Raw genomic sequence first — 23467 nt, 5'->3', positions numbered from 1 at the left:
GTTGAAACAGAAAATTCTTTTGATGACATGTAACCAATCCCGTTTCGGCCGCGAACTACCTTGCACATTCACTGAAACACGATGAAACGGTAGCGCAGATGAAACCAATCGCACTCACAGTCATGGCATGCATACTCGGCACGGGGGCGTCATCCTATGCCGGGAATATATCGGAAGTCAAAGGCACGGAAGTCAAAACCGCGGAAGTCAAAAGCGGTCCGTCAACCGCCGCGCTGGTCGAACTTTACACCAGCGAAGGCTGTTCGAGCTGCCCGCCGGCAGACAAACAGTTAAGCAAATTGAAGGAACAGCTTGGCCCCGATGCTGCCATTGTGCCGTTGTCGCTGCACGTCACGTATTGGGATGCAATCGGCTGGAAGGATGTGTTTGCGCAAAAAGCCTTCGATACACGACAAGGCGATCTGCTCGAAGGCAAGCCGAACCGTGTTGTCTACACGCCCCAGTTTTTTGTCAGCGGCAACGAGTTGCGTACATGGCGCAATGATTTGCCGGACACGATACGCCGAATCAATGCACGTCCTGCACCGGTTGCCATCACACTGAAGACGGCATCGGCAGAAAACGGCAAAGTCTCGCTGGATGTGCTGACGCAATCCGTCGGTGCCAAACAGGTCGATGGCGATCTGTACGTGGCGCTCAGCGAAAACGCTTTGTCTTCCAAGGTTCTGCGTGGCGAAAACAGCGGTGTCACGCTGCATCACGACAACACGGTACGCCTCTGGTACGGCCCGATCAAGTTGAAGCAGGGCACGGCGCAATTCCGTCAGGAAGTCAGTCTGCCCGGTGGCTGGAATCGCCGCAATCTGCAAGCCGTCGCGTTTGTCCAGGAACCGAATGACGGCAATGTGCTGCAAGCTGTTTCTACCGCGCGAGGCCTGTGATGAATCAATCGACGATGCAAACCGCGCAAGTTTCCGCACACGGCAATCGCACCATCCATCCGATCTGGCTGCGTCTCACGCACTGGTCGAATGCGCTTGCTGTCATTCTGCTGGTGACCAGTGGCTGGCGTATCTATAACGCGTCGCCATTCTTCGAATTCCGTTTTCCTTCCGACATGACCTTGGGCGGCTGGCTCGGTGGTGCACTGCAATGGCATTTCGCCGCAATGTGGTTGCTGATCATCAATGGCCTGATCTATCTGGCGATCAATATTTTTTCCGGTCGGCTGAAACGACAGTTTTTCCCTTTGACGCCGCGCCAGATCGCCGTCGATCTGCTGGCGGCGTTGAAAGGCAAACTGGCGCACGCCGATCCGCGTCATTACAACGCCGTGCAACGCGCTGCCTACCTGTTCGTCATTCTCGATATCGTCGTGATCGTGATGTCCGGTCTGGTGTTGTGGAAGTCGGTGCAGTTCCCGATGTTGCGTGAATTGCTGGGCGGTTACGAATCGGCGCGTCGTGTGCACTTCTTCGCGATGTCGGCACTGGTCGGATTCTTCGTTGTGCATGTCGTGATGGTGGCGCTGGTGCCGCGCACGTTGATTGCAATGATTCGCGGACGCTGAGGAAAACATCATGATCAAGAAAAAAATCACTTATTCCAAGGACAGCGAGTTGATGCTGGCCGATGCGATCCGCAAGTTCGCCCCTTCGCGTCGCGCCTTTCTGCAACGTACGGTCACGCTTGGCGGCCTGGCATTGCTGACAGGTTGTTCGCTCGATGACAACAGCAGCATTGAAGCTGCGCTCGGCAAGGTGTCGAGCCTGAACGATCGCATTCAAGGCGTGCTGTTCGATCCGAACAAACTGGCACCGACCTATCCCGATTCGATGATCACGCGACCGTTTCCGTTCAATGCCTTTTATGGCGAAGACGAAGCGCCGGAAGTCGATGGCGACGAATGGCGGCTGGAGCTGAGCGGCCTGATCGCGGACAAGACGCCATGGTCGTTGCGCCAGTTGCGCGCGATGCCGCAGGCGGATCAGATTACGCGTCACATCTGTGTGGAAGGCTGGAGTGCGATCGGTAAATGGGGCGGCGTTCCATTCGGAACTTTCCTCAAACGTATCGGTGCCGATCTGAATGCGAAATACGTCGGCTTCAAATGTGCCGACGACTATTACACCAGCATCGACATGGCGACGGCCTTGCATCCGCAGACATTGATGGCACTGACTTATGACGGCCAGACCTTGCCGACCAAGTACGGCTACCCGATGAAGCTGCGCATGCCGACCAAGCTTGGCTACAAGAATCCGAAGCACATCCACGCCATCTTCGTCTCGAACACCTATCCCGGCGGTTATTGGGAAGACCAGGGCTACAACTGGTTCGGTGGCAGTTGAGTTGCGCGTGTTGCGAATTCCGGCAATGCGGTTTCAAGCCTTTTGTTTTTGCAGTCCCCCGTCGTTCCCGCAGTATTTATTTGCAGTTCTTTTATTCACTTTGAGAGGAAACATCATGAAGAAAATCACTACCGCCATTCTGTCCGCAGCACTGTTGATGTCGACCGCAGCTTTCGCACAAGACGCCATGAACAAGGATGCGATGTCGCATGACGGCATGGCGAAAGACAGCATGTCCAAGGACGGCATGAAGAAGGATCACATGTCGAAAGACAGCATGTCCAAGGACGGCATGAAGAAGGATCACATGTCGAAAGATGGCATGAAAAAGGATGAAATGGCACACGACGGCATGAAAAAGGATGACGGCATGGCCAAAGATGGCATGTCGAAATAATTTTTGACAGAGCATCGATGCAACAAAAACGGCGCCGAGGCGCCGTTTTTTCCTTGTCTGTCGCGACTGACGATGAGGTCAGGTCAAGTAGTGAGCGGCTTGTAGCGAATCCGTTTCGGCTTCGCACCTTCCTCGCCCAACCGCTTCTTCTTGTCGGCTTCGTATTCCTGATAATTGCCGTCGAAGAACGTGACCTGTGAATTGCCTTCGAAAGCGAGGATATGTGTCGCGATGCGATCGAGGAACCAGCGATCGTGCGAGATCACCATCACGCTGCCGGCGAATTCCAGCAACGCATCTTCCAGCGCGCGCAGCGTTTCCACGTCCAGATCGTTCGACGGTTCATCCAGCAGCAACACGTTGCCGCCCTTGAGCAAGGTCTTCGCCAGATGCAGACGACCGCGTTCGCCGCCGGACAGGTTGCCGACGATCTTCTGCTGGTCGCCACCCTTGAAGTTGAAGCGACCGAGATACGCACGCGACGGCATTTCAAAACGGCCGACGCTCAGGATGTCGGCGCCGCCGGATACGTCCTCGAACACGGTCTTGGTATTGGCAAGATCGTCACGCGATTGATCGACCAGCGAGACTTTTGCGGTCTGCCCGATCACGACTTCGCCGTTGTCCGGTTTGTCGAGACCGGCAATCATCTTGAACAGTGTCGATTTACCGGCGCCGTTCGGACCGATAATGCCGACGATCGCGCCTGGCGGCACGATGAACGACACGTTGTCCATCAGCAGACGATCGCCGAATGCTTTCGACACGTTCTTGAATTCGATGACTTCATTGCCCAGACGCTCTGCGACCGGAATGAAAATCTCCTGCGTCTCGTTGCGCTTCTGGTATTCGTATTCGCTCAATTCGTTGAAACGGGCCAGACGTGCCTTCGATTTGGCCTGACGCGCTTTCGGATTCTGACGCGACCATTCCAGTTCCTTCTGCAGCGATTTCTGACGTGCCGATTCGGTCGCTTCCTCCTGCTTCAGCCGAGCCTGCTTCTGATCGAGCCACGATGAGTAATTGCCTTTCCACGGAATGCCGCTGCCGCGATCGAGCTCGAGGATCCATTCGGCTGCGTTGTCGAGGAAGTAGCGATCATGGGTGATGCCGACGACGGTGCCCGGGAAGCGCAACAGAAACTGTTCCAGCCACTCGACCGATTCCGCATCCAGATGGTTGGTCGGCTCATCCAGCAGCAGCATGTCGGGTTTGGAGAGCAGCAATTTGCACAGTGCGACGCGACGTTTTTCACCGCCGGACAGCACGCCGATCTTGGCGTCCCACGGTGGCAGGCGCAATGCGTCGGCCGCCATTTCCAGTTGCAGGTTCAGGTTGCCGCCATCGGACGACGAGATGATCGCTTCGAGGCGCGCCTGTTCGGCGGCAAGCGCATCGAAGTCGGCGTCTTCTTCCGCGTATGCAGCGTAGACGGCGTCGAGTTTGGCTTGTGCTTCGAATGCTTCGCCGAGGCCGGATTCGACTTCCTGACGCACGGTTTTTTCCGGATCGAGTTGCGGCTCCTGCGGCAGGTAGCCGATGTTCAAACCCGGCATCGGACGCGCTTCGCCCTGGATGTCGGTGTCGATGCCGGCCATGATTTTCAGTAGCGTCGATTTGCCGGAACCGTTCAGACCGAGCACGCCGATCTTGGCGCCGGGGAAGAACGACAGCGAGATGTCCTTCAGGATTTGACGTTTCGGCGGCACGATCTTGCCGACGCGATTCATGGTGTAAACGTAGTTTGCCATTGCAGTTCCGGTTGTTTGACGAGATACAAAACGAGAGGTACAAAAAGAGATACCAAAGTGCCACAAGGATAACCGATGGCGCGCTGCCGCGGTATGTGCGGTGCGGTCGCGCGGATAAATCGAGGTGGAAAATCCGGAACGAAACTTTTTGTATTTGTAAATACGGGCGACGGCGATTCGATGCCGATTCAACGCTGAAGCAACATCGTCCCGTGCAAGGCGGGCGATTTTCTTGCATTATCGAGTTGCTTGGCCTATTGTGCCTCGCACTATCTTAGCTAGTAGAGAGTGTTCTTTGGCTTCACCGGACAAAAAAAGCAGTCTCGCTGCATTGACCCTGGCCGCAGTCGGTATCGTCTACGGCGACATCGGCACCAGTCCTCTGTACACGATGAAGGAAGTGTTCTCGAAAGAACACGGCCTGCCCCTGACCCCTGAAAATCTGATCGGCGTGGTTTCGCTGATTGTCTGGGGCCTGATCATCATCGTCTCCCTCAAATACGTCACGCTGATCCTGCGCGCGAACAATCGCGGCGAAGGCGGCATCATGGCGCTGATGGCGCTCGCGCTGTCTTCCGTCGGACGGCATTCGCGCTGGTACTTTCCCTTGATGGCAATGGGCCTGTTCGGTGCGACGCTTTTCTATGGCGACAGTGTGATCACACCCGCCATTTCCGTGCTGTCGGCGATCGAAGGCCTGAGCGTGGCGACGTCGACCTTCGATCCCTACGTGGTGCCACTGACCGTTGTCGTATTGGGCGGCCTGTATTCGTTGCAGGCCCGCGGTACGGGTGGCATCGGCAAGTGGTTCGGACCGATCATGGTGTTGTGGTTTGCGGCGCTGGCCGTGATGGGCGTCATCAACATCATCGATGAGCCCTCAATCCTGTATGCGCTCAATCCGCTGAATGCGTTGCACTTCCTGGAAGGGAACAAGCTGCTCGCCTTCATCTCGCTCGGCGCGGTGGTGCTGGCGTTCACCGGTGCGGAAGCGCTGTATGCGGACATGGGCCACTTTGGCGCCAAGCCGATCCGCATGGCGTGGTTCATGATCGCCTTCCCGGCACTGGCGCTGAATTACCTGGGGCAGGGCGCGCTGCTGCTGATGCATCCGGATGCCGTCAACAATCCGTTCTATCAGCAACTTGGTGCATGGAGCATTTACCCACTGGTGATCCTGGCGACGATGGCCGCGATCATCGCATCGCAGGCGACGATTTCCGGCACATTCTCGATGACCAAGCAGGCGATTGCACTCGGCTTTTTGCCTCGCATGAAGATCGAATTCACCTCCGCCAGCCACATGGGCCAGATCTATATTCCAGCCGTGAACTGGCTGCAGATGATGGTCGTGATGATGGCAGTGATCGGATTCGGTTCATCTTCCGATCTGGCGGCGGCGTACGGTATTGCAGTGACGGCGACGATGACGGTGACGACCATCCTGACCTTCTTCGTGATTCGTTATCGCTGGCGCTACAGCCTGCTACTGTGTTTCGGCGCAACCGGCTTCTTCCTCGTGATCGACGTCGGCTTCCTGTCGGCCAACATGCTGAAACTGTTCCATGGCGGCTGGTTCCCATTGTTGCTGGGTACAGTGCTGTTTACGATCATGCTGACGTGGAAGCGCGGTCGTGAACTGGTGTTCGAGAATCTGCAAAGGCATGCGATTCCGCTGGAGGATTTCCTGTCGTCGCTGTTCGTTGCACCGCCGACGCGCGTGCCGGGCACGGCAATTTTCCTGCGCGGGGAATCGGACGGCGTGCCGCACGCAATGCTGCATAACCTGTCGCACAACAAGGTGTTGCATGAACGCGTCGTGTTCCTGACCGTGCACATGAAGGAAGTGCCGTACGTGCCGGTGGAAGATCGCGTACGCGTACAGACGCTGGGTGACGAGTGTTACCAGATGAATGTGTATTACGGCTTCAAGGATTTGCCGGATATTCCGCTGGCGCTGGAGCAGGCGAAGGACCAGGGACTGGAATTCGAAATGATGGAAACCTCGTTCTTCATTGCACGCCAAACTGTTGTTGCGCATCCGACGCGCGGCATGGCGTTGTGGCGCGAGCATATTTTCGTCACGATGTCGCGCCACGCGCGCGGTGCCGCCGACTACTATCAAATCCCGTCGAACCGCGTGATCGAACTGGGGACAAAGGTCGAGATCTGATCGCACGTTCTCGCGTAAGTCAAAAAGAAAAAGCGCTGTCGGAACAGCGCTTTTTTTCATGGACGTTCGGACAGCGTGGTCAGTTCGCCGACGGCTCGTCGAAGAAGAATTCGAACGAATCGTTCTTCTTGCCGTTGTCTATCAATCCGTCATTGATCAGTTCTTCGTAATAGCAGACGCGATTGCGGCCGCTTTCCTTTGCGTGATACAGCGCCTGATCGGCGTGGCCGAGGATGACGACCGGCGTTTCCTGCGTGATGGCGGCGAAGCCGACGCTGACGGTAATCTGTCCGACCTGCGGGAACGGATGCTGCTCGATGTTACTGCGGAAGCGGTCGAAGATCATGCGTGCATCGGCCAAGGTAGTGGAGCGCAGCAGAATCACGAATTCCTCACCGCCGAAACGGAACACACGGTCCTGCGAACGGAACGAGGAGCGCAACACGTTGGCGACGAGGATCAGCACTTCATCGCCGTACAGATGGCCGAACTTGTCGTTGACGCGCTTGAAGTGATCGATGTCGACCACGGCCAGCCACTGTGACTTGACGTCGCTGTGATGGCGTCGATCGTTGCAGTCGGACGGTTCGTGCGTCTTGCTGTTGATCATGCGCGCGAATTTTTCATCGAAGGTCTTGCGGTTCAGCAGACCGGTCAGCGAGTCGCGTTCGCTGTAATCGAGCAGACTCTGGTAATTGCGGTAGACGCTCAGGATGCCTTCCATTACCTGCAGCATTTGCGGCGAGAACGGCTTGTCGTTGACGATCTCGAGACAGGTCGACACCTTTTCGTTCTGCCAGATCGGAATCCACAATGCATGGTCGCCGTCCAGGCGCGCTTCCTCCATGCGGTTCTTGTGCTGCGCGATGCAATTCACCAGACACGGAAAATTGACGATGGGTTCGCACGGATGGTCGGCGGAACTGTTTTCCTCGTCGAACGTCTGCACCTTGTTGTCGGTGATCCAGACGCGCGGGCGGACCAGCAGGTCACCATGCGACTGGAACAGTTCCAGGACACGTGCCTGGGCAACGCCGACCATGTTCAGCAAGGCGCTCATGATCGAAATATCGAGCAGGTCGTGGTCGCGATGGCCGGTAATCTCCACCAGATGACCCAGCAGAGATTCCATCTTCAGCGGTTCGGAATCGATCACCCGGCGGTCCATGGTCGGGTGTCGATCGAAGTAAGCGGTTGAATCCAGTTAGGCATGCGGGCTTCAGGAAAAAAATCCGGTTGCGATCGGGAGTTGAAGCAAGGCAATAATTGTATGGCTGATTTTTATTGTTGCCCATCTTATATGAAGAGATTGTGGCAATCCCGTGCGCACCCAACGGGACACCATATTTAACGTTTCCATTCCTGTTCGGCCACAATCATTGTTACAGATGCAACAAAAAATTTCCGCAAGGAAATACTATGTCGCCACCCTGATCCTCTTGACCTTCCCATTGTGGCAAGCGTTAAAGTGATTCCGTTACTTACGAAAAGGAGTTTCCATGTACGAGCTACAGGTAGAAAACATGAGCTGCGGGCACTGCGTCAACGCGGTAACGAAGGCGGTGCAGGCGATCGACGCGCGGGCGACAGTCAATGTTGATCTGGCGCAGCGCAAGGTGCGTGTGCAATCCGCTGCGGCGCTGGAAAAAATCAGCGGCGCAATTGTCGAGGCCGGTTACCCGGTAACGGGCAGTTCGACGGTGTGACGACCCCGGGACGACGGGAATGACGTCCATGGCGCGTCAATGAAAAAAAGCGAGTCGTGATGACCCGCTTTTTTTGTTTGGGTGGGGAATTCAGTGCTTGCAGTGGCCGACAGCTTGATCGCCTGGTTCTGCGAGGCCCTGCAGGATCGGACATTCCGCGCGGGCGTCGCCGCTGCACGATTGCGCGAGGTGTTGCAGTGTGTCGCGCATCTCGCTCAATTCGGCGATGCGTTTTTCCAGATCGGTGACGTGATTCAGAGCGATCGTTTTGACATCGGCACTGGCGCGATGTGCGTCATTCCATAGCGACAGCAAATCCCTGATCTGTTCCAGTGAAAATCCGAGTGAGCGCGCACGCTTGATGAAGCGCAGTGTGTGCACGTCGTTGTCGCTATAGGTGCGATAACCGGCCGTTGTGCGCGGGCCGGGTTTGATGAGATTGATGCTTTCGTAGTGGCGGATCATCTTGGCGGAGATGCCGGAAGATTGGGAGGCCTGGCCAATGTTCATGATCTTGCTTTCCGGTTTGTTTGCGGTTGATTGTGTGTGATTGCTGTGATGCGATTGCTTGCTGTGTTCGTTCTTCGTTGATGCTTTCTTGCCGGGGGCGGCCCGGCAGCCGCTTACTTTCTTTGCTTCGCCAAAGAAAGTAAGCAAAGAAAGGCGACCGCAAGCCGTTGTCCCTGTGGGATGCCAAGTTGGCCCTTGCCTGATCGGGGCCGCAAACCAACTCGCTGCGCTCAAACATGTTTGCGTCCTTTATCCGACCAGCCAAGGGCCGACTTGGCAACGTCCCAGCGGCAACTGCACAGACGGTTCGCCTGCGGCATTGCCGTCCGGTTCGCTTGCCGTTGGCATCGCTTTTTTGGGCACGTTGATATTGGTTACTTTTTCGTTTTCCATCTTCTCAGCAGCAGTGCGTTGCCGATGACGCTGACTGAACTGAATGCCATTGCGGCGCCGGCGAACATAGGATTCAGTATGCCGAATGCTGCAAGTGGAATACCGACCACGTTATAGATGAAAGCCCAGAAAAGATTCTGGCGGATCTTGTTGTAGGTGCGTCTTGAAATATCGATCGCGTCGGCCACTAGTGCCGGATCACCGCGCATCAACGTGATGCCGGCGGCATGCATGGCAACGTCGGTGCCGGTGGCCATTGCGATGCCGATGTCGGCGGCGGCGAGTGCGGGGGCGTCGTTGATGCCGTCGCCGACCATCGCAACGATGTAACCTTGCGTTTTCAGTTCCTGAATCTTTGCGGTCTTGTCGGCGGGCAGTACTTGCGCAATGACCTGGTCGATGCCGAGAGCCGTTCCAACCGCATCGGCTGCGCTTTGATTGTCGCCGCTCAGCAGCACGGTATCGATGCCGAGTGCATGCAGGCCGGTAACGGCGCGCGAGGCGCTGTCCTTGATTGTGTCGCTGGTGGTGATAAAGCCGAGCAACTGCTGCGTCGGCGTCACCTGTGCCAGCCATGACAGGCTGCGACCGGTGCGTTCCAGTTCCTGCGCTTGCGTGTCCGCGGTGTCGAGTGCGACGCCGTGTTCGCGCATCAGGCGCGCGGTGCCGAGCAAATAGTGTCGGCCGTCGATGATGGCGCTGAGGCCGAGGCCGGCGAGCGCCTGTACCGCGCTGACATCGCCGGGCGTTATCTGCAGTTCCGCAGTGCGCTGCATGACGGCACGTCCGAATGGATGTTCGCTGCCGCGCTGAATGGTGGCGGCAAGTTGCAGCAGTTCGTGTTCGGTGATGCCGTATGGCTGCACTTCGCTGACACGTGCCTTGCCCTCGGTGAGCGTACCGGTTTTGTCGAATACGACGGTGGTGATGCGATGTGCATTTTCCAGCGCTTCGGCATCCTTGATCAGGATGCCGACCTTGGCGGCGACGCCGGTGCCAGCCATGATAGCGGCCGGTGTGGCGAGACCGAGTGCGCACGGACAGGCAATGACGAGCACGGTGACTGCATTGATGATCGCGGTTTCGGCGCCGACGCCGGCAATCCACCAGCCGACGAAGGTAAGCAATGCGATGACCAGCACGATCGGTACGAAGACCGCGCTGACCTTGTCGACCAGTCGCTGGATCGGTGCCTTTGCCGATTGCGCGTTCTCGACCATGCGGATGATGCGCGACAACACGGTTTCGGTGCCGATGGCGCCGGTGCGTACGAGCAGCAGGCCGTCGGCGTTGATCGATGCGCCAGTGACCTTGTCGCCAGGTTGCTTCGTTACCGGCAGGCTTTCGCCGGTGATCAGTGATTCATCGACCTGGCTCATGCCCTCGACGACGGTGCCGTCCACTGCAATGCGTTCGCCGGGGCGCACGATGACGATGTCGCCAATGCGGACCGCGTCAATCGCGATGTCTGCATCGATACCGTCGCGTCGTACCCGGGCAAATTCGGGTCGCAGTTTTTGTAGTGCGCGAATGGCGGACGCGGTCTGTTTCTTTGCGCGTGACTCCAGCCATTTGCCGAGCAGGATCAGCGTGATGACAACGACCGATGCTTCGAAGTACAGATGCGGCGCGTGCCCCGCATGTGCGGTCAGCAACAAATACACGCTTAATCCGTAGGCGGCGCTGGTGCCGAGCGCAACCAGCAGGTCCATGTTGCCGGTGCCGGCCTTGACCGCATGCCAGCCGGCGCGATAGAAGCGTGCACCCAGCCAGAATTGCACCGGTGTCGCCAGCAGCCATTGCAGCCAGCCGGGCAGCATCAGATGAATGCCGAACGGTTCCAGCAACATCGGCAAGGTCAGCGGTACCGCAAGTACGGCGGCGTACAACACCGGCAGCCAGTCCTTGTTGCCTGGCGGTTCTTCATGTGAATTTGCTTCGGCGGGCAATGCGGCGCCGTAACCGGCAGCTTCAACTGCCGCGATCAGCGACGACGGTGCGATGCCTGCGGCGGTTTGCACGCGTGCCTGGTCGGTTGCAAGGTTGATGCTGGCATCAAACACACCGGGCACTTTGCGTAATGCTTTTTCCACGCGACCGGCGCACGATGCGCACGTCATGCCGGTGACCGCGAGCGCCCATTCCTGTTGCGCCACGCCATATCCTGCCTGCTCGATTGCATGCCGGATCAGCGAGGCATCAACCGGTTTTGCGGTTTCGACGGAGACCGAATCGGTCGCGAGATTGACGCTGGCGCGTATGACGCCGGGAACGGCGGCGACGGCTTTTTCCACACGCATGGCGCAGGACGCGCAGGTCATGTCCTGCACGCCGATAGTGAGCCGGTCCGCGGTGGCCGAAACGGCGGGCAGGGATGAGGTCGAGGTTGTCATGATGAGACGGGTTGATGGAACACAGGATGAGTGTCGACCTTTACATGATGGGAAGGTCAAGTTCTTTCAAGGGATTCTCTCAAAAGCCTGTTCTTTTATTGTCTTTTGAAAAAGAAGATTGGACGAACAAGCGGACTATCTCGCGCTGAACAACTCCCGGCGAGTGCTGGCGGAAATTTTTTCGATAGTGGTCGCTTACTTCAAGGTGGCAAGGTAGGCCGCCATGTCACGTGCATGTTGCTCACTGACACCCATGTCGGGCATGGCTGTTTGCGGATCGACGGCCTGCGGGTTGCGTATCCAGTCGATCAGGTTATCCTGATTATTGGCCAGCCGGCCGGCGATCATCGGCCGCGAGGCAATCCCGTCGAGCGGCGGACCGACGAACACTTCGGAACCGGTAATGCCGGGAATCGTGTGGCAGGCGTGGCATGCATACTGGGTTAACGCAGTGCGACCTTTCTCAGGATTGCCCTGCAGGGATGCGACCGGTCTGTCGCCGCAGGCCGCCAGCAGTATCGGGGCAATGACGATCAGGCGCGGGAGAAATCGTCTCATGGCTGCCCACTCTTCTCGTCAGTTCCGCTCTCCTTCACCGCGGCGGCGTATTGCGCCGGTGTCAGTTCCGGCAGGCGCTGCATGAAGGCGACCACCTGCCACAACTGCTCATCGGACATCCGGTATTCCCATGCGGGCATGCCGCTCATCTTGATGCCGTGACGCACGATCCAGTACATCTGGTTGGGTTGCCATTTGCTGCGGGCATCGATCAGCGGTCCCGGTACCGGTTGCATTCCCATGCCGATACCGGCGGGCGCCACGCCCGGCGCGCCGTGGCACTGTACGCAGTGATCGCGATACAGAACGGCGCCGCGCGCGATCATTGCCTCATCGGTCAACGCGGGAGCGCTAATGTCACGTGCGTGGAAGCGTACCGAATGGTGCATGCCCTGTTCGAGAAATGTGTAGACGAACTGCAGATGCTGCGACGTTGCGGCGATGTTGTAGAAGCCGCTCCGCATGAATGCGTACGCACCGAGTGCACCGACAAGCGCCAGTATTGCCAGTGTGGCGCAAACGGTTTTGACGACGAGGCGGAATTCGGGTGAGCGCATCACGGCATCGTAAAGTGAGAGTGTCCTCGTCAGGCATGGCGACATCGTCAAAGTTCACAGGACAATGTGCGGTCGCGCACCGCCGACATGAAAAGTTTTGCCGAAACTGTGGTCAAACAAAGAGACACATTGCGCACCGGCAAGTCGCGACCGGAAATCGGTACGCGTGTTCCCATGCGAGGCCGTCTTATTACCCGACTGCCGCTCGAGGAAAAATCATGCACGATAACGACGTCGTCACGATCCGCTTGCGCTGCTGCGCAATGACGCTGGCCCTTGTTGCCATTGCCGGTTGCGATAACCGGTTCGCGGAAGATGTCGGCTCCGGCATCAGCATCGAGCGCGGCAAACTTCTGGTCGATCAATATCAGTGCGGTACCTGTCACGCGATTCCCGGCATACCGGCTGCACGCGGCACCGCAGGACCGCCACTGCAGGGTTTCGGTCGCCGCAGTTATATTGCCGGCCACATTCCGAACCAGCCGGACCTGCTCGCCAAATGGTTGATCGATCCGCGCGCCATGGTTCCTTCCACCACCATGCCGAGCATGGGTGTGACGCCAAACGATGCGCGCGACATGGCGGCCTATCTGCATTCGCTGCAATGACGGCGCGCATGGCAAACAAACACGGAGTCGCTATCGCAGGAGCCGGTGTGCGATCGCACGTGGTGCCGTTTGCTGCCGGCTTTGCCTTCCTGCTGAGCGGTTGCGAAAAAAACCGGCCGTTGCAATCGGTGCTGCATCCCGGCGGTGGCGATGCGCTGGTTATTTCCGATATTGCCTGGCTGTTGTTTGGCGGCGGCACGGTGATTTTTGCCGGCGTGATGGTGTTGCTTGCGTTCAGCCTGCGCGATGGTCGACGTTCGGTGCGGCCGGCAACCTGGCTGATTGGAGCCGGCGTCATTTTCCCTGTAACGGTATTGTCTGCATTGCTGATCTACAGCGTCGTGCGCAGCCAGCAGTTGCTGACGCCGATGTCGCAGGATGCGCTGGTGGTGTCGGTCACCGGCAAGATGTGGTGGTGGGAGGTCCGCTATCGCGATCCGGCAAGCGGACGCGACATCACGTTGGCGAATGAAATTCGCGTGCCCGCAGGTCGTCCGGTCTATCTCGCGTTGACCAGCGACGATGTGCTGCACAGCTTCTGGGTGCCGGCACTGGCGGGCAAGGTCGACATGCTGCCGGGCCGCATGACGCGATTGCGCATCCAGACCGACCGGCCGGGCGTGTTCCGCGGCCAGTGTGCCGAATATTGCGGCGAGCAGCATGCGCGCATGGCCTTGCATGTCGTGGTGGAAGAACCGCAGGCCTTCGATGCATGGCTGGGCAATCAGGCGAAACCGGCGTCGACTCCGAGCGGGGTGCTGGCCGAACGCGGACGTGCCATTTTTCTCGAGCAGCGTTGCAGTGCCTGTCACACGATACGCGGCGCGGCGGAGGAAACGGTCGCCGCCAACTCGCTCGCACCGGACCTGACGCACATCGGCAGCAGGATGTTCCTGGGGGCCGGCATTCTGCGTAACGATCCGCAGAACATGCGCGACTGGATCGCGCAGACGCAGTCCTTCAAGCATGGCGCACGCATGCCGTCGTTCAATGAGCTGGAGTCAGAAAAACTGCATGCGTTGTCGGCCTATCTGGAGCAGCTGAAATGACGTCCATCGACAAGAATCTCAGCGCACGGCCCGATGCGTCGGCAAACAATGCATTGCCGGAGGTGCAAACCGTGTCGAGCACGGCATTGCCGAATTCACTGCCGCGTCCGCCCGATGAAGTGAAGCGCTTGCGGGAGATCTGGCGTACGCCGCCCGGCTGGCGTTTCTTCAGTTCGGTCAACAACGTCAATATCGGCTTGCTGTACATCGGTACCGCGTTGCTGTTCTTTGTGCTGGCCGGCATCCTCGGCCTGATGATGCGTGCACAGCTTGCGGTGCCGGACAACACGCTGATTGCCGCGGGTTCGTACAACCAGATTTTCACGATGCATGGCACCGTGATGATGTTTCTGTTTGCGATTCCCGTGGTCGAGGCCATCGCCGTGTTTCTGCTGCCCGGCATGCTCGGCGCGCGTGATCTGCCATTTCCGCGCCTGAGCGCCTACGCCTACTGGGCTTATGCAATCGGCGGTCTCGCATTCTTCTGCACGTTGTTTGTCGGGCTGGCGCCGGACGGCGGCTGGTTCATGTACCCACCGCTGACGAGCAAGGAATTTTCACCGGGCATCAATGCGGACTTCTGGCTGCTTGGTATCGGGTTCATTGAAATTTCCGCGATCGCCGGCGCGATCGAATTGATCATCGGCATCCTGTTCACGCGTGCACCCGGCATGAGCCTCGGCAAAATGCCGATCTACGCGTGGTCGATGCTGGTGGTGGCGCTGATGATCGTGTTTGCGTTTCCTGCCGTGATCGCGGGCACCACGCTGCTGGAACTGGAGCGCGCATTCGACTGGCCGTTCTTCATCGCGGCGCGCGGCGGCGATCCGGTGTTGTGGCAACACCTGTTCTGGTTCTTCGGCCATCCCGAGGTCTACATCATCTTTCTGCCGGCAGCCGGCATGGTCTCGATGATGATTCCGACGATCGCGCAGACCAGGCTGGTCGGTTATCGCACGATCGTGGTGGCGCTGATCGGTGTCGGCGTGTTCAGTTTTGCGCTGTGGGCGCATCACATGTTTACCGCCGGACTGGGTGCGATGGAATTGAGTTTTGTCTCGGCGGCCAGCATGGCGGTTGCGGTGCCGACGGCAATTCAGGTCTTCGCGTGGATTGCGACGCTATGGCGCGGCAAGGTCAGGATGTCGACGCCGACCTTGTTCCTGCTCGGCTTCATGTTCATCTTCGTGCTTGGCGGCCTGACAGGCGTGATGGTCGCGGTACTGCCGTTCGACTGGCAGGTGCACGATACGTATTTCATCGTTGCGCATCTGCACTACGTGTTGATCGGCGGCATGGTGTTTCCGATGTTTGCCGGACTCTATTACTGGATGCCGCTGGTCAACGGCAATACCCTGTCGGAGCGATGCGGAACATGGGTGTTCTGGCTGATGTTCGTCGGATTCAATCTCGCTTTCTTTCCGATGCACCTATCCGGCCTGCTCGGCATGCCGCGTCGTGTTTATACCTATAGTGCCGACATGGGATGGGGCGTCTGGAACATGCTGTCGACCATCGGCGCGTTCATTCTTGCGATCGGTATTGCCTTGTTCTTCATCGACCTGATCCGGCTGGCACGCAAGCCTTCGCGATCCAGCAATAATCCGTGGCACGCTGCGACGCTCGAATGGCTGGAGCAGGAAGATCATTCGTCGCGCAGTCTGCCGGATGTGCGTTCACGTTATCCGTTGTGGGATCAGCCGGGATTGCGCGAGCAGGTCGAAGCAGGCCAGCACTGGCTGCCCGGTGCTGCGACCGATCAGCGCGAAACGATCATCACCAGTCCGGTGCGCGCCACGCCACTGCATGTGATGCCGTTGCCGGACGACAGCTGGTTGCCGCTGCTGGCGGCGGCGGGCACTGCGGGCTTCTTCCTGCTGCTGACGGTCGAGCAAACCCTGATTGCATTTGCCTGCGGCTTCATCGCCATTGCCGCCGTTGTCGGCTGGTTGTGGCAGGTCGACCGCGCGCCGACTGCTGCTTCCGTCAAGGTGGCCGATACGGTCTGGCTGCCGGTCGGCGCGGTCGGTGTCGCTTCGCATTCCTGGTGGGCCACCATCATCATGCTGGTGGTCGACGCGACCATCTTCGCAGCGTTTCTGTTTGCGTACATTCACGTCTCGATGCTGCTGCAGGTTTGTCCGCCGCCGAACGCCGCGTTGCCCGCACCATTGTGGCCGATACTGTCATGCGCGCTCCTGTTGTCTGGATCGCTGTTGTTCGAATTCGTGCGACGCAAATCGCGCACGATGACGGCGACGACGCACGCGGCATTTCAACCGTGGCTGCGTGTATGTGTGATCGGTGCGGTGGTGGCATTGATCGCGGCGTTCGCGGCAGACTTTAGCGGCCAGCGTCAGGCCGGACTCGATCCGACGTCGCAGGCGTGGAGCGCAACGGTTGCGGTGATGCTGGCCTATCAGGGTTTTCACGTGGTCGTGCTGGCGCTGGCCGGCGGTTATCTGCTGGCGCGTTCGTGGGCAGGACGATTGACACCGGCAAGTCGCGGAACGCTCGATAACACGGCGTTGATGTGGCATTACACGACGCTGCAGGGGTTTGTTGCGGCATTTGCAGTCAATGTGCTGCCAGGGTTGATGGAATTCTGATGAAGGGCAAAAGATGACGCGCGACGACGACATCCTTCGGCATTTTCTGGATGCGACAGCGCCGCTGTTGTTATGGGCACTGCATTTTTTTGCGGCTTACGCCTTCGCCGCAGCTGCGTGCGATTCTGCGCTGGCGCAGACGATCTGGGCCGGGCAACCGGCAATCCTGCTGATTCTTGCGGTTGCTACCGCAGCGACCTTTCTGGTGATTGTGCTGCTGGTGACACGTGCGGCGAGGTTGTGTCGAATTGCTCCCTGGCGATTGCTGTCCGGCGCACGACTCGGACTGTCGGTGCTGGCCTTGCTGGGCCTGGTGTGGGTGGCCATACCGTTGTTTGTGTTGCCGGTTTGCATGGAATGACGCGATTCTGTGCATTCGCCGCCGCGCAACTGCATCACGCTGACGGCGTAACTCGCGCTATCTAGCCTTATTTAGCGCCGCGTGTATTTCGGATCCGGCGTCAGATAGACGGTGACGCGGTGATCGAGAAAGCCGGGCGGCGTCACGCGATTGAGGTCGAACGACGCAATGGTTTGCGAATTGGTGAAAGACCACGTGAAGGTTTTGTTGCCGGCTACAAAACGCACGATCTGTCCGCTTTCGATATTCGTCCATTTTGTATTCGGATGGATGATGACGATTTGCGTCGCCGCAGCATCGTCGACTTGCTGGCCCAGTAACGAGACTGGCGGCAGCGCACCTTGCTGATCTCCCGTTGCACATGCCGACAGGATGGCCGCGGTGCAGATGGCCAATGCGCCGGCGCGAATATGATTTGCCATGATGTTCTCCTTGATTGCCATTTTTTCCGTGGAAGGAAGCGGCATTGCGTCCTGTCACTTTAGCCGATGCGGCATTTCTCCGTGCGTGACGCATGATTTTTGCGTACAGGCAAACTTCCCATCCATCATTTACATTATCGGCATGGCTGCATACCATGCGTGATCCTGAGCGACCCCGATGCGGCGGCAAGAACCACATGCGCATATTTTCCAGACTATTCCTGCTGATTGCATTGACCTTCCCGACGGGCGGGATTGTCGTTGCGCAGGCGGCTGACCTGAAAATCGCGCTCGCGGCCGATGTCTCGTCGCTCGATCCGCATTATCTGAACATCGCACCCAACGTCGGCTTCGCATCGCACATTTTCGATGCGCTGGTGAATGTCGATGCCAGCGGCCATTTGATTCCGGGTTTGGCGACATCGTGGCGCGCAGTCGATGCAACGACGTGGGAATTCACGTTGCGTCGCGGCGTGAAGTTTCACGACGGTTCCGACTTTACGGCGGAAGATGTCATCTTCTCGCTCGACCGTCCCGCGACATTGACGCGCAGCCCGGGTCCTTTTACCAGTTATACAAAACAGATTGCGACAAAGCAGATCGTCGATCCGTACACCGTGCGACTGACGACAAAAACGCCTTACGGTCCGCTGGCGCTCGACATGAGCGCGATCTTCATCGTGTCGAAGAAGGCTGCCGAGAACGCGACGACCGATGACTTCAACGGCGGCAAGGCGTTGATCGGTACCGGCCCCTATAAATTCCTCAGCTTCCGGCGTGGTGAAAAGATCGTGCTCAAGCGAAACGACGATTACTGGGGTGCGAAATCCGATTGGGACAAGGTCACCTTCCGCATTATCACCAGCGCCGCACCGCGACTGGCGGCATTGCTGGCGGGCGATGTCGACGTGATCGAAGGCGTGCCGACGGCCGATATCGCGAGGCTGAAAACCGATCCGAAGTTCAACGTTGAGCAGAAGATTTCATGGCGCACGATCTTCTGGCATCTGGATCAACTCGAGCACAGTTCGCCCGACATCACAGACAAGTCCGGCCGCCCGTTGAAAGTGAATCCATTGCGCGACGTGCGTGTGCGCAAGGCCATCTCGATGGCGATCAACCGCCAAGCGCTGGTCGAGCGCACGATGGAAGGACAGGCGATGCCCGCATCCAACATCGTCGCGCCCGGCATCCTGGGTTACAACGATGCATTGAAAGTGGAGACCTACGATCCACAGGGCGCAAGGAAACTGCTGGCCGAAGCCGGTTATCCCGACGGTTTTTCCTTGACGCTGCACGGTCCGAACGATCGCTACATCAACGACAAGCAGATCGTGCAGACGGTCGCGCAATTTCTTAATCACGTCGGCATCAAGACCGGCGTCGCCACGCTGCCGCTGTCGGTCTACTTTGGCAAGGCGCGCACCGGTGCGTTCAGCGTCTCGCTGCTCGGCTGGGGCACGCTGGCAGGTGATTTCGGTTTGCGCACGCTGGTCGGCACACCGGACCCGGCGATTGGCTGGGGTTCGTGGAACTGGGGCAAGTACAGCAATCCGCGAGTCGATCAACTGGTGAGGGCGTCGCTGTCATCCGTCGACCAGAAGAAGCGCGACGATTTCGCGCAGCAGGCAGCAGCCGTCGCCTTGCAGGATTACGCCGTCATCCCGCTGCACCACCAATATGCGACCTGGGCAATGCGCAAGGGCCTGAAGTACACTGCACGCACCGATGAATTCACTTTCGCCCATCAGTTCCATGCAGACTGAGCGCTGTCCGACATGACTTCCTTCCTGTTGCGCAGGCTGCTGCAAAGCATCGTCGTGCTGGTTGCGATGTCGCTGCTGGTTTTCATCGCGCTGTATGCGATCGGCAATCCGATCGACATCCTGCTGAGTCCCGACGCCGATCAGGCCGAACGCGCACGCACGATTGCCGCATTCGGACTCGACCAGCCGCTGTGGCAGCAATACTTCTTCTTCATCAAACAGGCATTGCACGGCGATCTCGGCCGTTCATTCTCGTTCGGTACGCCGGCGCTGCTGTTGATCGCCGAGCGTTTGCCTGCGACGCTGGAACTGGCGATCGGCGCCATTCTTCTCGCCATTGTGCTTGGCGTGCCGCTCGGATTGTGGGCGGGTTTGCGTCCGCATGGCATCGCAGGAAAAAGCATCATGACGATGTCCATCCTCGGCTTCTCGCTGCCGACGTTCTGGGTAGGCATGATGCTGATCATGCTGTTTGCCGTTCATCTCGGCTGGTTGCCGTCCGGCGGTCGCGGCGAAACGGCACTGTTGTTCGGCGTGCCGGTCAGCTTCCTCACGCTCGACGGCTTGAAGCATCTTGTGCTGCCCGCATTCAACCTCGCGCTGTTCAATATTGCGCTCGTTATCCGATTGACGCGTGCCGGTGCCCAGGAAGCATTGCTGCAGGATTACGTGCGCTTCGCGCGCGCCAAGGGCTTGCGCAACGCGCGCATTGTCGGTGTGCATGTGCTGAAGAACATCCTGATCCCGGTCATTACCGTGATCGCCTTGCAGTTCGGATCCATCATCGCCTTTGCCATCGTGACCGAATCGATCTTCGCATGGCCCGGCATGGGCAAGCTCATCATCGATTCGATCCGTGTGCTGGACCGGCCGGTGATCGTCGCCTACCTGATGCTGACAGTCGTGCTGTTCGTTGCGATCAACCTGATTGTCGATCTGCTGTATTCGCTGCTCGATCCGCGCGTGCGTTTGTCGGAAGTAAAGGGCTGATATGGAAAACCTTGTCGCCATCACCGACGTGAAACCGGAAACGCCGCTGCAGCGTTTCTCTCGCAATTATTTTTCCAGCCGCATTGCGCTGGCGGGTTTTGTGCTGTTGCTGCTGATCGTGCTGGCTGCCATTTTCGCGCCGCTGCTCGCACCGCAAAATCCGTACGACCTGTCGCAGGTCGATATCCTCGATTCGCGCCTGCCGCCGGGAGCGCATGCATCGCAGGGCAGCATGGTTTACCTGCTCGGCACCGACGAACAAGGGCGCGACATGCTGTCGGCAATTCTGTACGGTGTCCGCATTTCGATCACGGTCGGCGTCACCAGTACGGTCATCGCACTGGCACTCGGACTCGCGCTCGGCCTGCTGGCCGGGTATGCCGGCGGCCGCGTCGACAATCTGATCATGCGCATCGCCGACATCCAGCTTGCGTTCCCCCCCATCCTGGTTGCATTGATCCTGCTCGCACTGATGGGGCCGGGCATCGGCAAGATCATCGTTGCACTGGTGGCGGTGCAGTGGGCGTACTACGCGCGCACCGCACGCAGTGCCGCACTGGTCGAACGGCAGAAGGAATACATCGAGGCGGCACGCGGCCTCGGCTTGTCGTCGTCGCGCATCGTGTTCCGCCATCTGCTGCCGAACTGTCTGCCGCCGGTGATTGCGATTGCGGCGCTGCAGGTGGCGTCGGCCATTTCGCTGGAAGCGACATTGTCCTTCCTCGGCCTCGGCCTGCCGGTAACCGAACCGTCGCTCGGCCTGCTGATCGCCAACGGTTTCGAATATCTGCTGTCCGGCAAATACTGGATCAGTCTCTTCCCCGGCATTGCACTGGTGGCGACGGTGGTCGCGATCAATCTGGTCGCCGATCAATTGCGCGATGTGTTGAACCCGCGTTTGCAAACACAATGACGATCCACTCTACACAACCGGTGCTGTCGGTACGGAACTTGCAGATGCACTTCGCCACACGTGATGGCGTGGCGAAGGCGGTGGATGACGTGTCGTTCGCCGTGCGGCCCGGCGAGATCATGGGACTGGTCGGTGAATCCGGTTCCGGCAAATCGATGACCGCGTATTCGATCATGCGCTTGATCGATTCGCCTGGAAAAATCGTCGGCGGAAAGATTCTTCTGAATGGTCGCGACCTCGCTCAATTGTCGGAAGAAGAGATGCGGCAACTGCGTGGCAACGACATCGCGATGATTTTCCAGGATCCGATGATGACGCTCAATCCGGTGCTGCGCATCGATACGCAAATGATCGAGGCGGTGCTGGCACATCAGGATGTCAGCAAGGCCGTTGCGCATGCACTGGCGCGCGAAACATTGATGCGTGTCGGTATCGCCTCGCCGGACGAACGGCTGCTTGCCTATCCGCACCAGTTCTCTGGCGGCATGCGGCAACGCGTGGCGATTGCGATTGCCTTGCTCAACAAGCCCGACCTCATCATCTGCGACGAGCCGACCACGGCGCTCGACGTCACCATCCAGGGCCAGATCCTGCATGAGATGCAGACGCTGTGTCGCGAATCGGGAACGGCGCTGGTCTGGATCACGCACGATCTGTCCGTCGTCGCCGGTCTTGCCGATACCGTGGCCGTCATGTACGCAGGGAAGATTGTCGAAAGCGGCAGCGTGCGTGACGTGCTGCAAACGCCGCGTCATCCATATACCTATGGTCTGATCGCTTCATCGCCATCGAACAACCGGCGCGGCGAACCGTTGCGGCAGATCGCCGGCATGACACCGTCATTGCTGAATCTGCCGTCGGGCTGCGCGTTTCGCACGCGCTGCGACCGTGCGACCGAGGTATGTGCAACGCCGCCGCCGTTCGAGACCGATGGCGAACGCACGCTGCGCTGCTTTCATCCAATCGTGATTGCTGCGGGAGTCACGCATGGTTGATCTGCCTGAGCGCACGCCGCTGCTGTCGCTGCATGACGTCAGCAAGCGCTTCGTCAAACCGGCGGATGCAATCGATCGTATCGCCCGCGTATTCGGTGCAAAAAAAGAAGATGAAATCGTACATGCCGTCGATCGCGTCTCGCTCGATATCCATCGCGGCGAAGTCGTCGGTCTGGTCGGCGAATCCGGTTGCGGAAAATCGACGCTGGGTCGCATGGCCGTCGGACTGCACACGCTGTCTTCCGGTACGCGCACATGGCAGGGAGAAGACATCGACAAACTGCCTGCTGCGCAAAAACGTACGCGCCAGCTGGCGATGCAGATGATTTTTCAGGATCCTTACGCATCGCTCAATCCGCGCATGCGCGTACTCGACATTGTCGGCGAAGCGCCGGTCGCGCACCGCATGGTTGCCGCATCGCAGCAGAAGGAATTCGTGGAAGAACTGCTGCAACGTGTCGGACTCGATGCGGCATTGCTGCGCCGTTTTCCGCATCAGTTCTCCGGCGGGCAGCGCGCGCGCATCGGCATCGCACGCGCACTCGCGGTCAGGCCGGAACTGCTGGTCTGCGACGAAGCCGTCGCCGCACTCGACGTATCGATTCAGGCGCAGGTGCTGAATCTGTTCATCCGCCTGCGCGACGAATTGAACCTCACCTATCTGTTCATCAGCCACGATCTCGGCGTCGTGCGTCACGTCTCCGATCGCGTCGTCATCATGTATCTCGGCCGTATCGTCGAATCGGCGTCGACCGAAGAGTTGTTTGCGCAACCGAATCATCCGTACACCATCGGCTTGCTGGCCTCTGCGCCGACGCTGGACGTGAAGAAGATCGATTTCCATGCCGTCAGCGGCGAGATGCCATCGCCGTTGCATCCGCCATCCGGTTGCCATTTTCATCCGCGCTGTCCGCATGCGATGCCGCGTTGCCGCGTCGAGCAACCACTGCTGAAAGAAATCGCGCCACGCCATTTCTCCGCATGTCATCTGAACGATGACTGAG

General features: G+C 58.6%; 23 protein-coding genes. 15 read left to right on the top strand and 8 right to left on the bottom strand.

Annotation, left to right across the window (positions count from 1 at the left end):
- Positions 1–98 precede the first annotated feature (98 nt).
- The 4 genes from VN114_RS09360 (at position 99) to VN114_RS09345 (ending at position 2709) form a co-directional block, all read left to right on the top strand.
- Positions 99–902, top strand: coding sequence for a DUF1223 domain-containing protein (locus tag VN114_RS09360; RefSeq protein WP_325514201.1), 804 nt, complete (start codon positions 99–101; stop codon positions 900–902).
- Positions 902–1531 carry a cytochrome b/b6 domain-containing protein gene (locus VN114_RS09355; protein ID WP_325514199.1) on the top strand — a complete coding sequence of 210 codons (630 nt, stop codon included), beginning with the start codon at positions 902–904 and terminating at the stop codon, positions 1529–1531. The genes VN114_RS09360 and VN114_RS09355 overlap by 1 nt, the downstream gene beginning before the upstream one ends.
- Positions 1532–1583: 52 nt before the next feature.
- Positions 1584–2312, top strand: coding sequence for a molybdopterin-dependent oxidoreductase (locus VN114_RS09350; protein WP_325514270.1), 729 nt, complete (start codon positions 1584–1586; stop codon positions 2310–2312).
- Positions 2313–2427: 115 nt separating this feature from the next.
- Positions 2428–2709, top strand: a complete 282-nt coding sequence (locus tag VN114_RS09345) for a pentapeptide MXKDX repeat protein (protein WP_325514197.1) — start codon at positions 2428–2430, stop codon at positions 2707–2709.
- An 83-nt stretch (positions 2710–2792) separates the two neighbouring features.
- Here VN114_RS09345 and ettA read toward each other — a convergent pair whose 3' ends face one another.
- On the bottom strand, positions 2793–4460 hold the full coding sequence (ettA, locus tag VN114_RS09340) for an energy-dependent translational throttle protein EttA (RefSeq protein ID WP_325514195.1): 1668 nt from the start codon (positions 4458–4460) through the stop codon (positions 2793–2795).
- Between the two features lie 295 nt (positions 4461–4755).
- Between ettA and VN114_RS09335 the strand changes: the two genes are divergently transcribed.
- The gene (locus VN114_RS09335) at positions 4756–6633 is read left to right on the top strand and encodes a potassium transporter Kup (RefSeq protein WP_325514194.1); all 1878 of its coding nucleotides are present in this window, start codon (positions 4756–4758) and stop codon (positions 6631–6633) included.
- A 79-nt stretch (positions 6634–6712) separates the two neighbouring features.
- On the opposite strand, the gene VN114_RS09330 is transcribed toward VN114_RS09335, so the two are convergent.
- Entirely contained in the window at positions 6713–7801 is a 1089-nt protein-coding gene (locus VN114_RS09330) for a GGDEF domain-containing protein (protein WP_325514192.1), read from the bottom strand.
- 331 nt (positions 7802–8132) lie between these two features.
- Here VN114_RS09330 and VN114_RS09325 point away from each other — a divergent pair, with 331 nt between their 5' ends.
- Positions 8133–8339: a heavy-metal-associated domain-containing protein gene (locus tag VN114_RS09325; RefSeq protein ID WP_325514190.1), complete on the top strand. Its 207-nt coding sequence runs from the start codon at positions 8133–8135 to the stop codon at positions 8337–8339.
- Positions 8340–8429: 90 nt separating this feature from the next.
- Here the strand turns inward: VN114_RS09325 and cueR are convergent, their stop codons facing one another.
- From cueR to VN114_RS09300, 5 genes are all read right to left on the bottom strand, one after another.
- A complete protein-coding gene (gene cueR, locus VN114_RS09320) occupies positions 8430–8849 on the bottom strand; it encodes a Cu(I)-responsive transcriptional regulator (RefSeq protein ID WP_325514188.1) in 420 nt (139 codons plus the stop codon).
- Between the two features lie 249 nt (positions 8850–9098).
- Positions 9099–9242 (bottom strand): hypothetical protein, encoded by a 144-nt coding sequence (locus VN114_RS09315; protein WP_325514186.1) that lies wholly within the window; start codon positions 9240–9242, stop codon positions 9099–9101.
- Entirely contained in the window at positions 9224–11635 is a 2412-nt protein-coding gene (locus VN114_RS09310) for a heavy metal translocating P-type ATPase (RefSeq protein ID WP_325514184.1), read from the bottom strand. Before VN114_RS09310 ends, VN114_RS09315 begins: the two co-directional genes overlap by 19 nt.
- Before the next feature lie 195 nt (positions 11636–11830).
- Positions 11831–12193: a c-type cytochrome gene (locus tag VN114_RS09305; RefSeq protein ID WP_325514182.1), complete on the bottom strand. Its 363-nt coding sequence runs from the start codon at positions 12191–12193 to the stop codon at positions 11831–11833.
- Entirely contained in the window at positions 12190–12750 is a 561-nt protein-coding gene (locus VN114_RS09300) for a cytochrome c (RefSeq protein ID WP_325514180.1), read from the bottom strand. The genes VN114_RS09305 and VN114_RS09300 overlap by 4 nt, the downstream gene beginning before the upstream one ends.
- A gap of 218 nt (positions 12751–12968) precedes the next feature.
- Here VN114_RS09300 and VN114_RS09295 point away from each other — a divergent pair, with 218 nt between their 5' ends.
- Genes VN114_RS09295 through VN114_RS09280 form a run of 4 tightly spaced genes read left to right on the top strand, consistent with a single transcriptional unit; the run spans position 12969 to position 17377 of the window.
- The gene (locus VN114_RS09295) at positions 12969–13358 is read left to right on the top strand and encodes a c-type cytochrome (protein WP_325514178.1); all 390 of its coding nucleotides are present in this window, start codon (positions 12969–12971) and stop codon (positions 13356–13358) included.
- An 8-nt stretch (positions 13359–13366) separates the two neighbouring features.
- A complete protein-coding gene (gene coxB, locus VN114_RS09290) occupies positions 13367–14407 on the top strand; it encodes a cytochrome c oxidase subunit II (RefSeq protein WP_325514175.1) in 1041 nt (346 codons plus the stop codon).
- Positions 14404–17016 (top strand): cytochrome c oxidase subunit I, encoded by a 2613-nt coding sequence (gene ctaD, locus VN114_RS09285; protein WP_325514173.1) that lies wholly within the window; start codon positions 14404–14406, stop codon positions 17014–17016. The genes coxB and ctaD overlap by 4 nt, the downstream gene beginning before the upstream one ends.
- A 13-nt stretch (positions 17017–17029) precedes the next feature.
- Positions 17030–17377, top strand: a complete 348-nt coding sequence (locus VN114_RS09280) for a hypothetical protein (protein WP_325514171.1) — start codon at positions 17030–17032, stop codon at positions 17375–17377.
- A gap of 71 nt (positions 17378–17448) precedes the next feature.
- On the opposite strand, the gene VN114_RS09275 is transcribed toward VN114_RS09280, so the two are convergent.
- Positions 17449–17799: a CzcE family metal-binding protein gene (locus tag VN114_RS09275; protein WP_325514169.1), complete on the bottom strand. Its 351-nt coding sequence runs from the start codon at positions 17797–17799 to the stop codon at positions 17449–17451.
- 197 nt (positions 17800–17996) lie between these two features.
- On the opposite strand from VN114_RS09275, the gene VN114_RS09270 reads away from it, so the two are divergent.
- The 5 genes from VN114_RS09270 to VN114_RS09250 are packed head-to-tail and all read left to right on the top strand — an operon-like array spanning position 17997 to position 23466.
- Entirely contained in the window at positions 17997–19565 is a 1569-nt protein-coding gene (locus tag VN114_RS09270; protein ID WP_325514167.1) for an ABC transporter substrate-binding protein, read from the top strand.
- A 12-nt stretch (positions 19566–19577) separates the two neighbouring features.
- Positions 19578–20555, top strand: coding sequence for an ABC transporter permease (locus VN114_RS09265; protein ID WP_325514165.1), 978 nt, complete (start codon positions 19578–19580; stop codon positions 20553–20555).
- Between the two features lies 1 nt (position 20556).
- Positions 20557–21468 carry an ABC transporter permease gene (locus VN114_RS09260; RefSeq protein WP_325514164.1) on the top strand — a complete coding sequence of 304 codons (912 nt, stop codon included), beginning with the start codon at positions 20557–20559 and terminating at the stop codon, positions 21466–21468.
- Positions 21465–22463, top strand: a complete 999-nt coding sequence (locus VN114_RS09255) for an ABC transporter ATP-binding protein (RefSeq protein ID WP_325514162.1) — start codon at positions 21465–21467, stop codon at positions 22461–22463. The genes VN114_RS09260 and VN114_RS09255 overlap by 4 nt, the downstream gene beginning before the upstream one ends.
- Entirely contained in the window at positions 22456–23466 is a 1011-nt protein-coding gene (locus tag VN114_RS09250) for an ABC transporter ATP-binding protein (RefSeq protein WP_325514160.1), read from the top strand. Before VN114_RS09255 ends, VN114_RS09250 begins: the two co-directional genes overlap by 8 nt.
- The last annotated feature ends 1 nt before the right edge of the window (position 23467 follow it).

The sequence above is a fragment of the Oxalicibacterium sp. genome (assembly GCF_035565035.1).
Taxonomy (GTDB): domain Bacteria; phylum Pseudomonadota; class Gammaproteobacteria; order Burkholderiales; family Burkholderiaceae_D; genus Oxalicibacterium.
The sequence above is the reverse complement of the archived record's forward strand: the minus strand, read 5'-3'. Positions and strand labels throughout refer to the sequence as shown.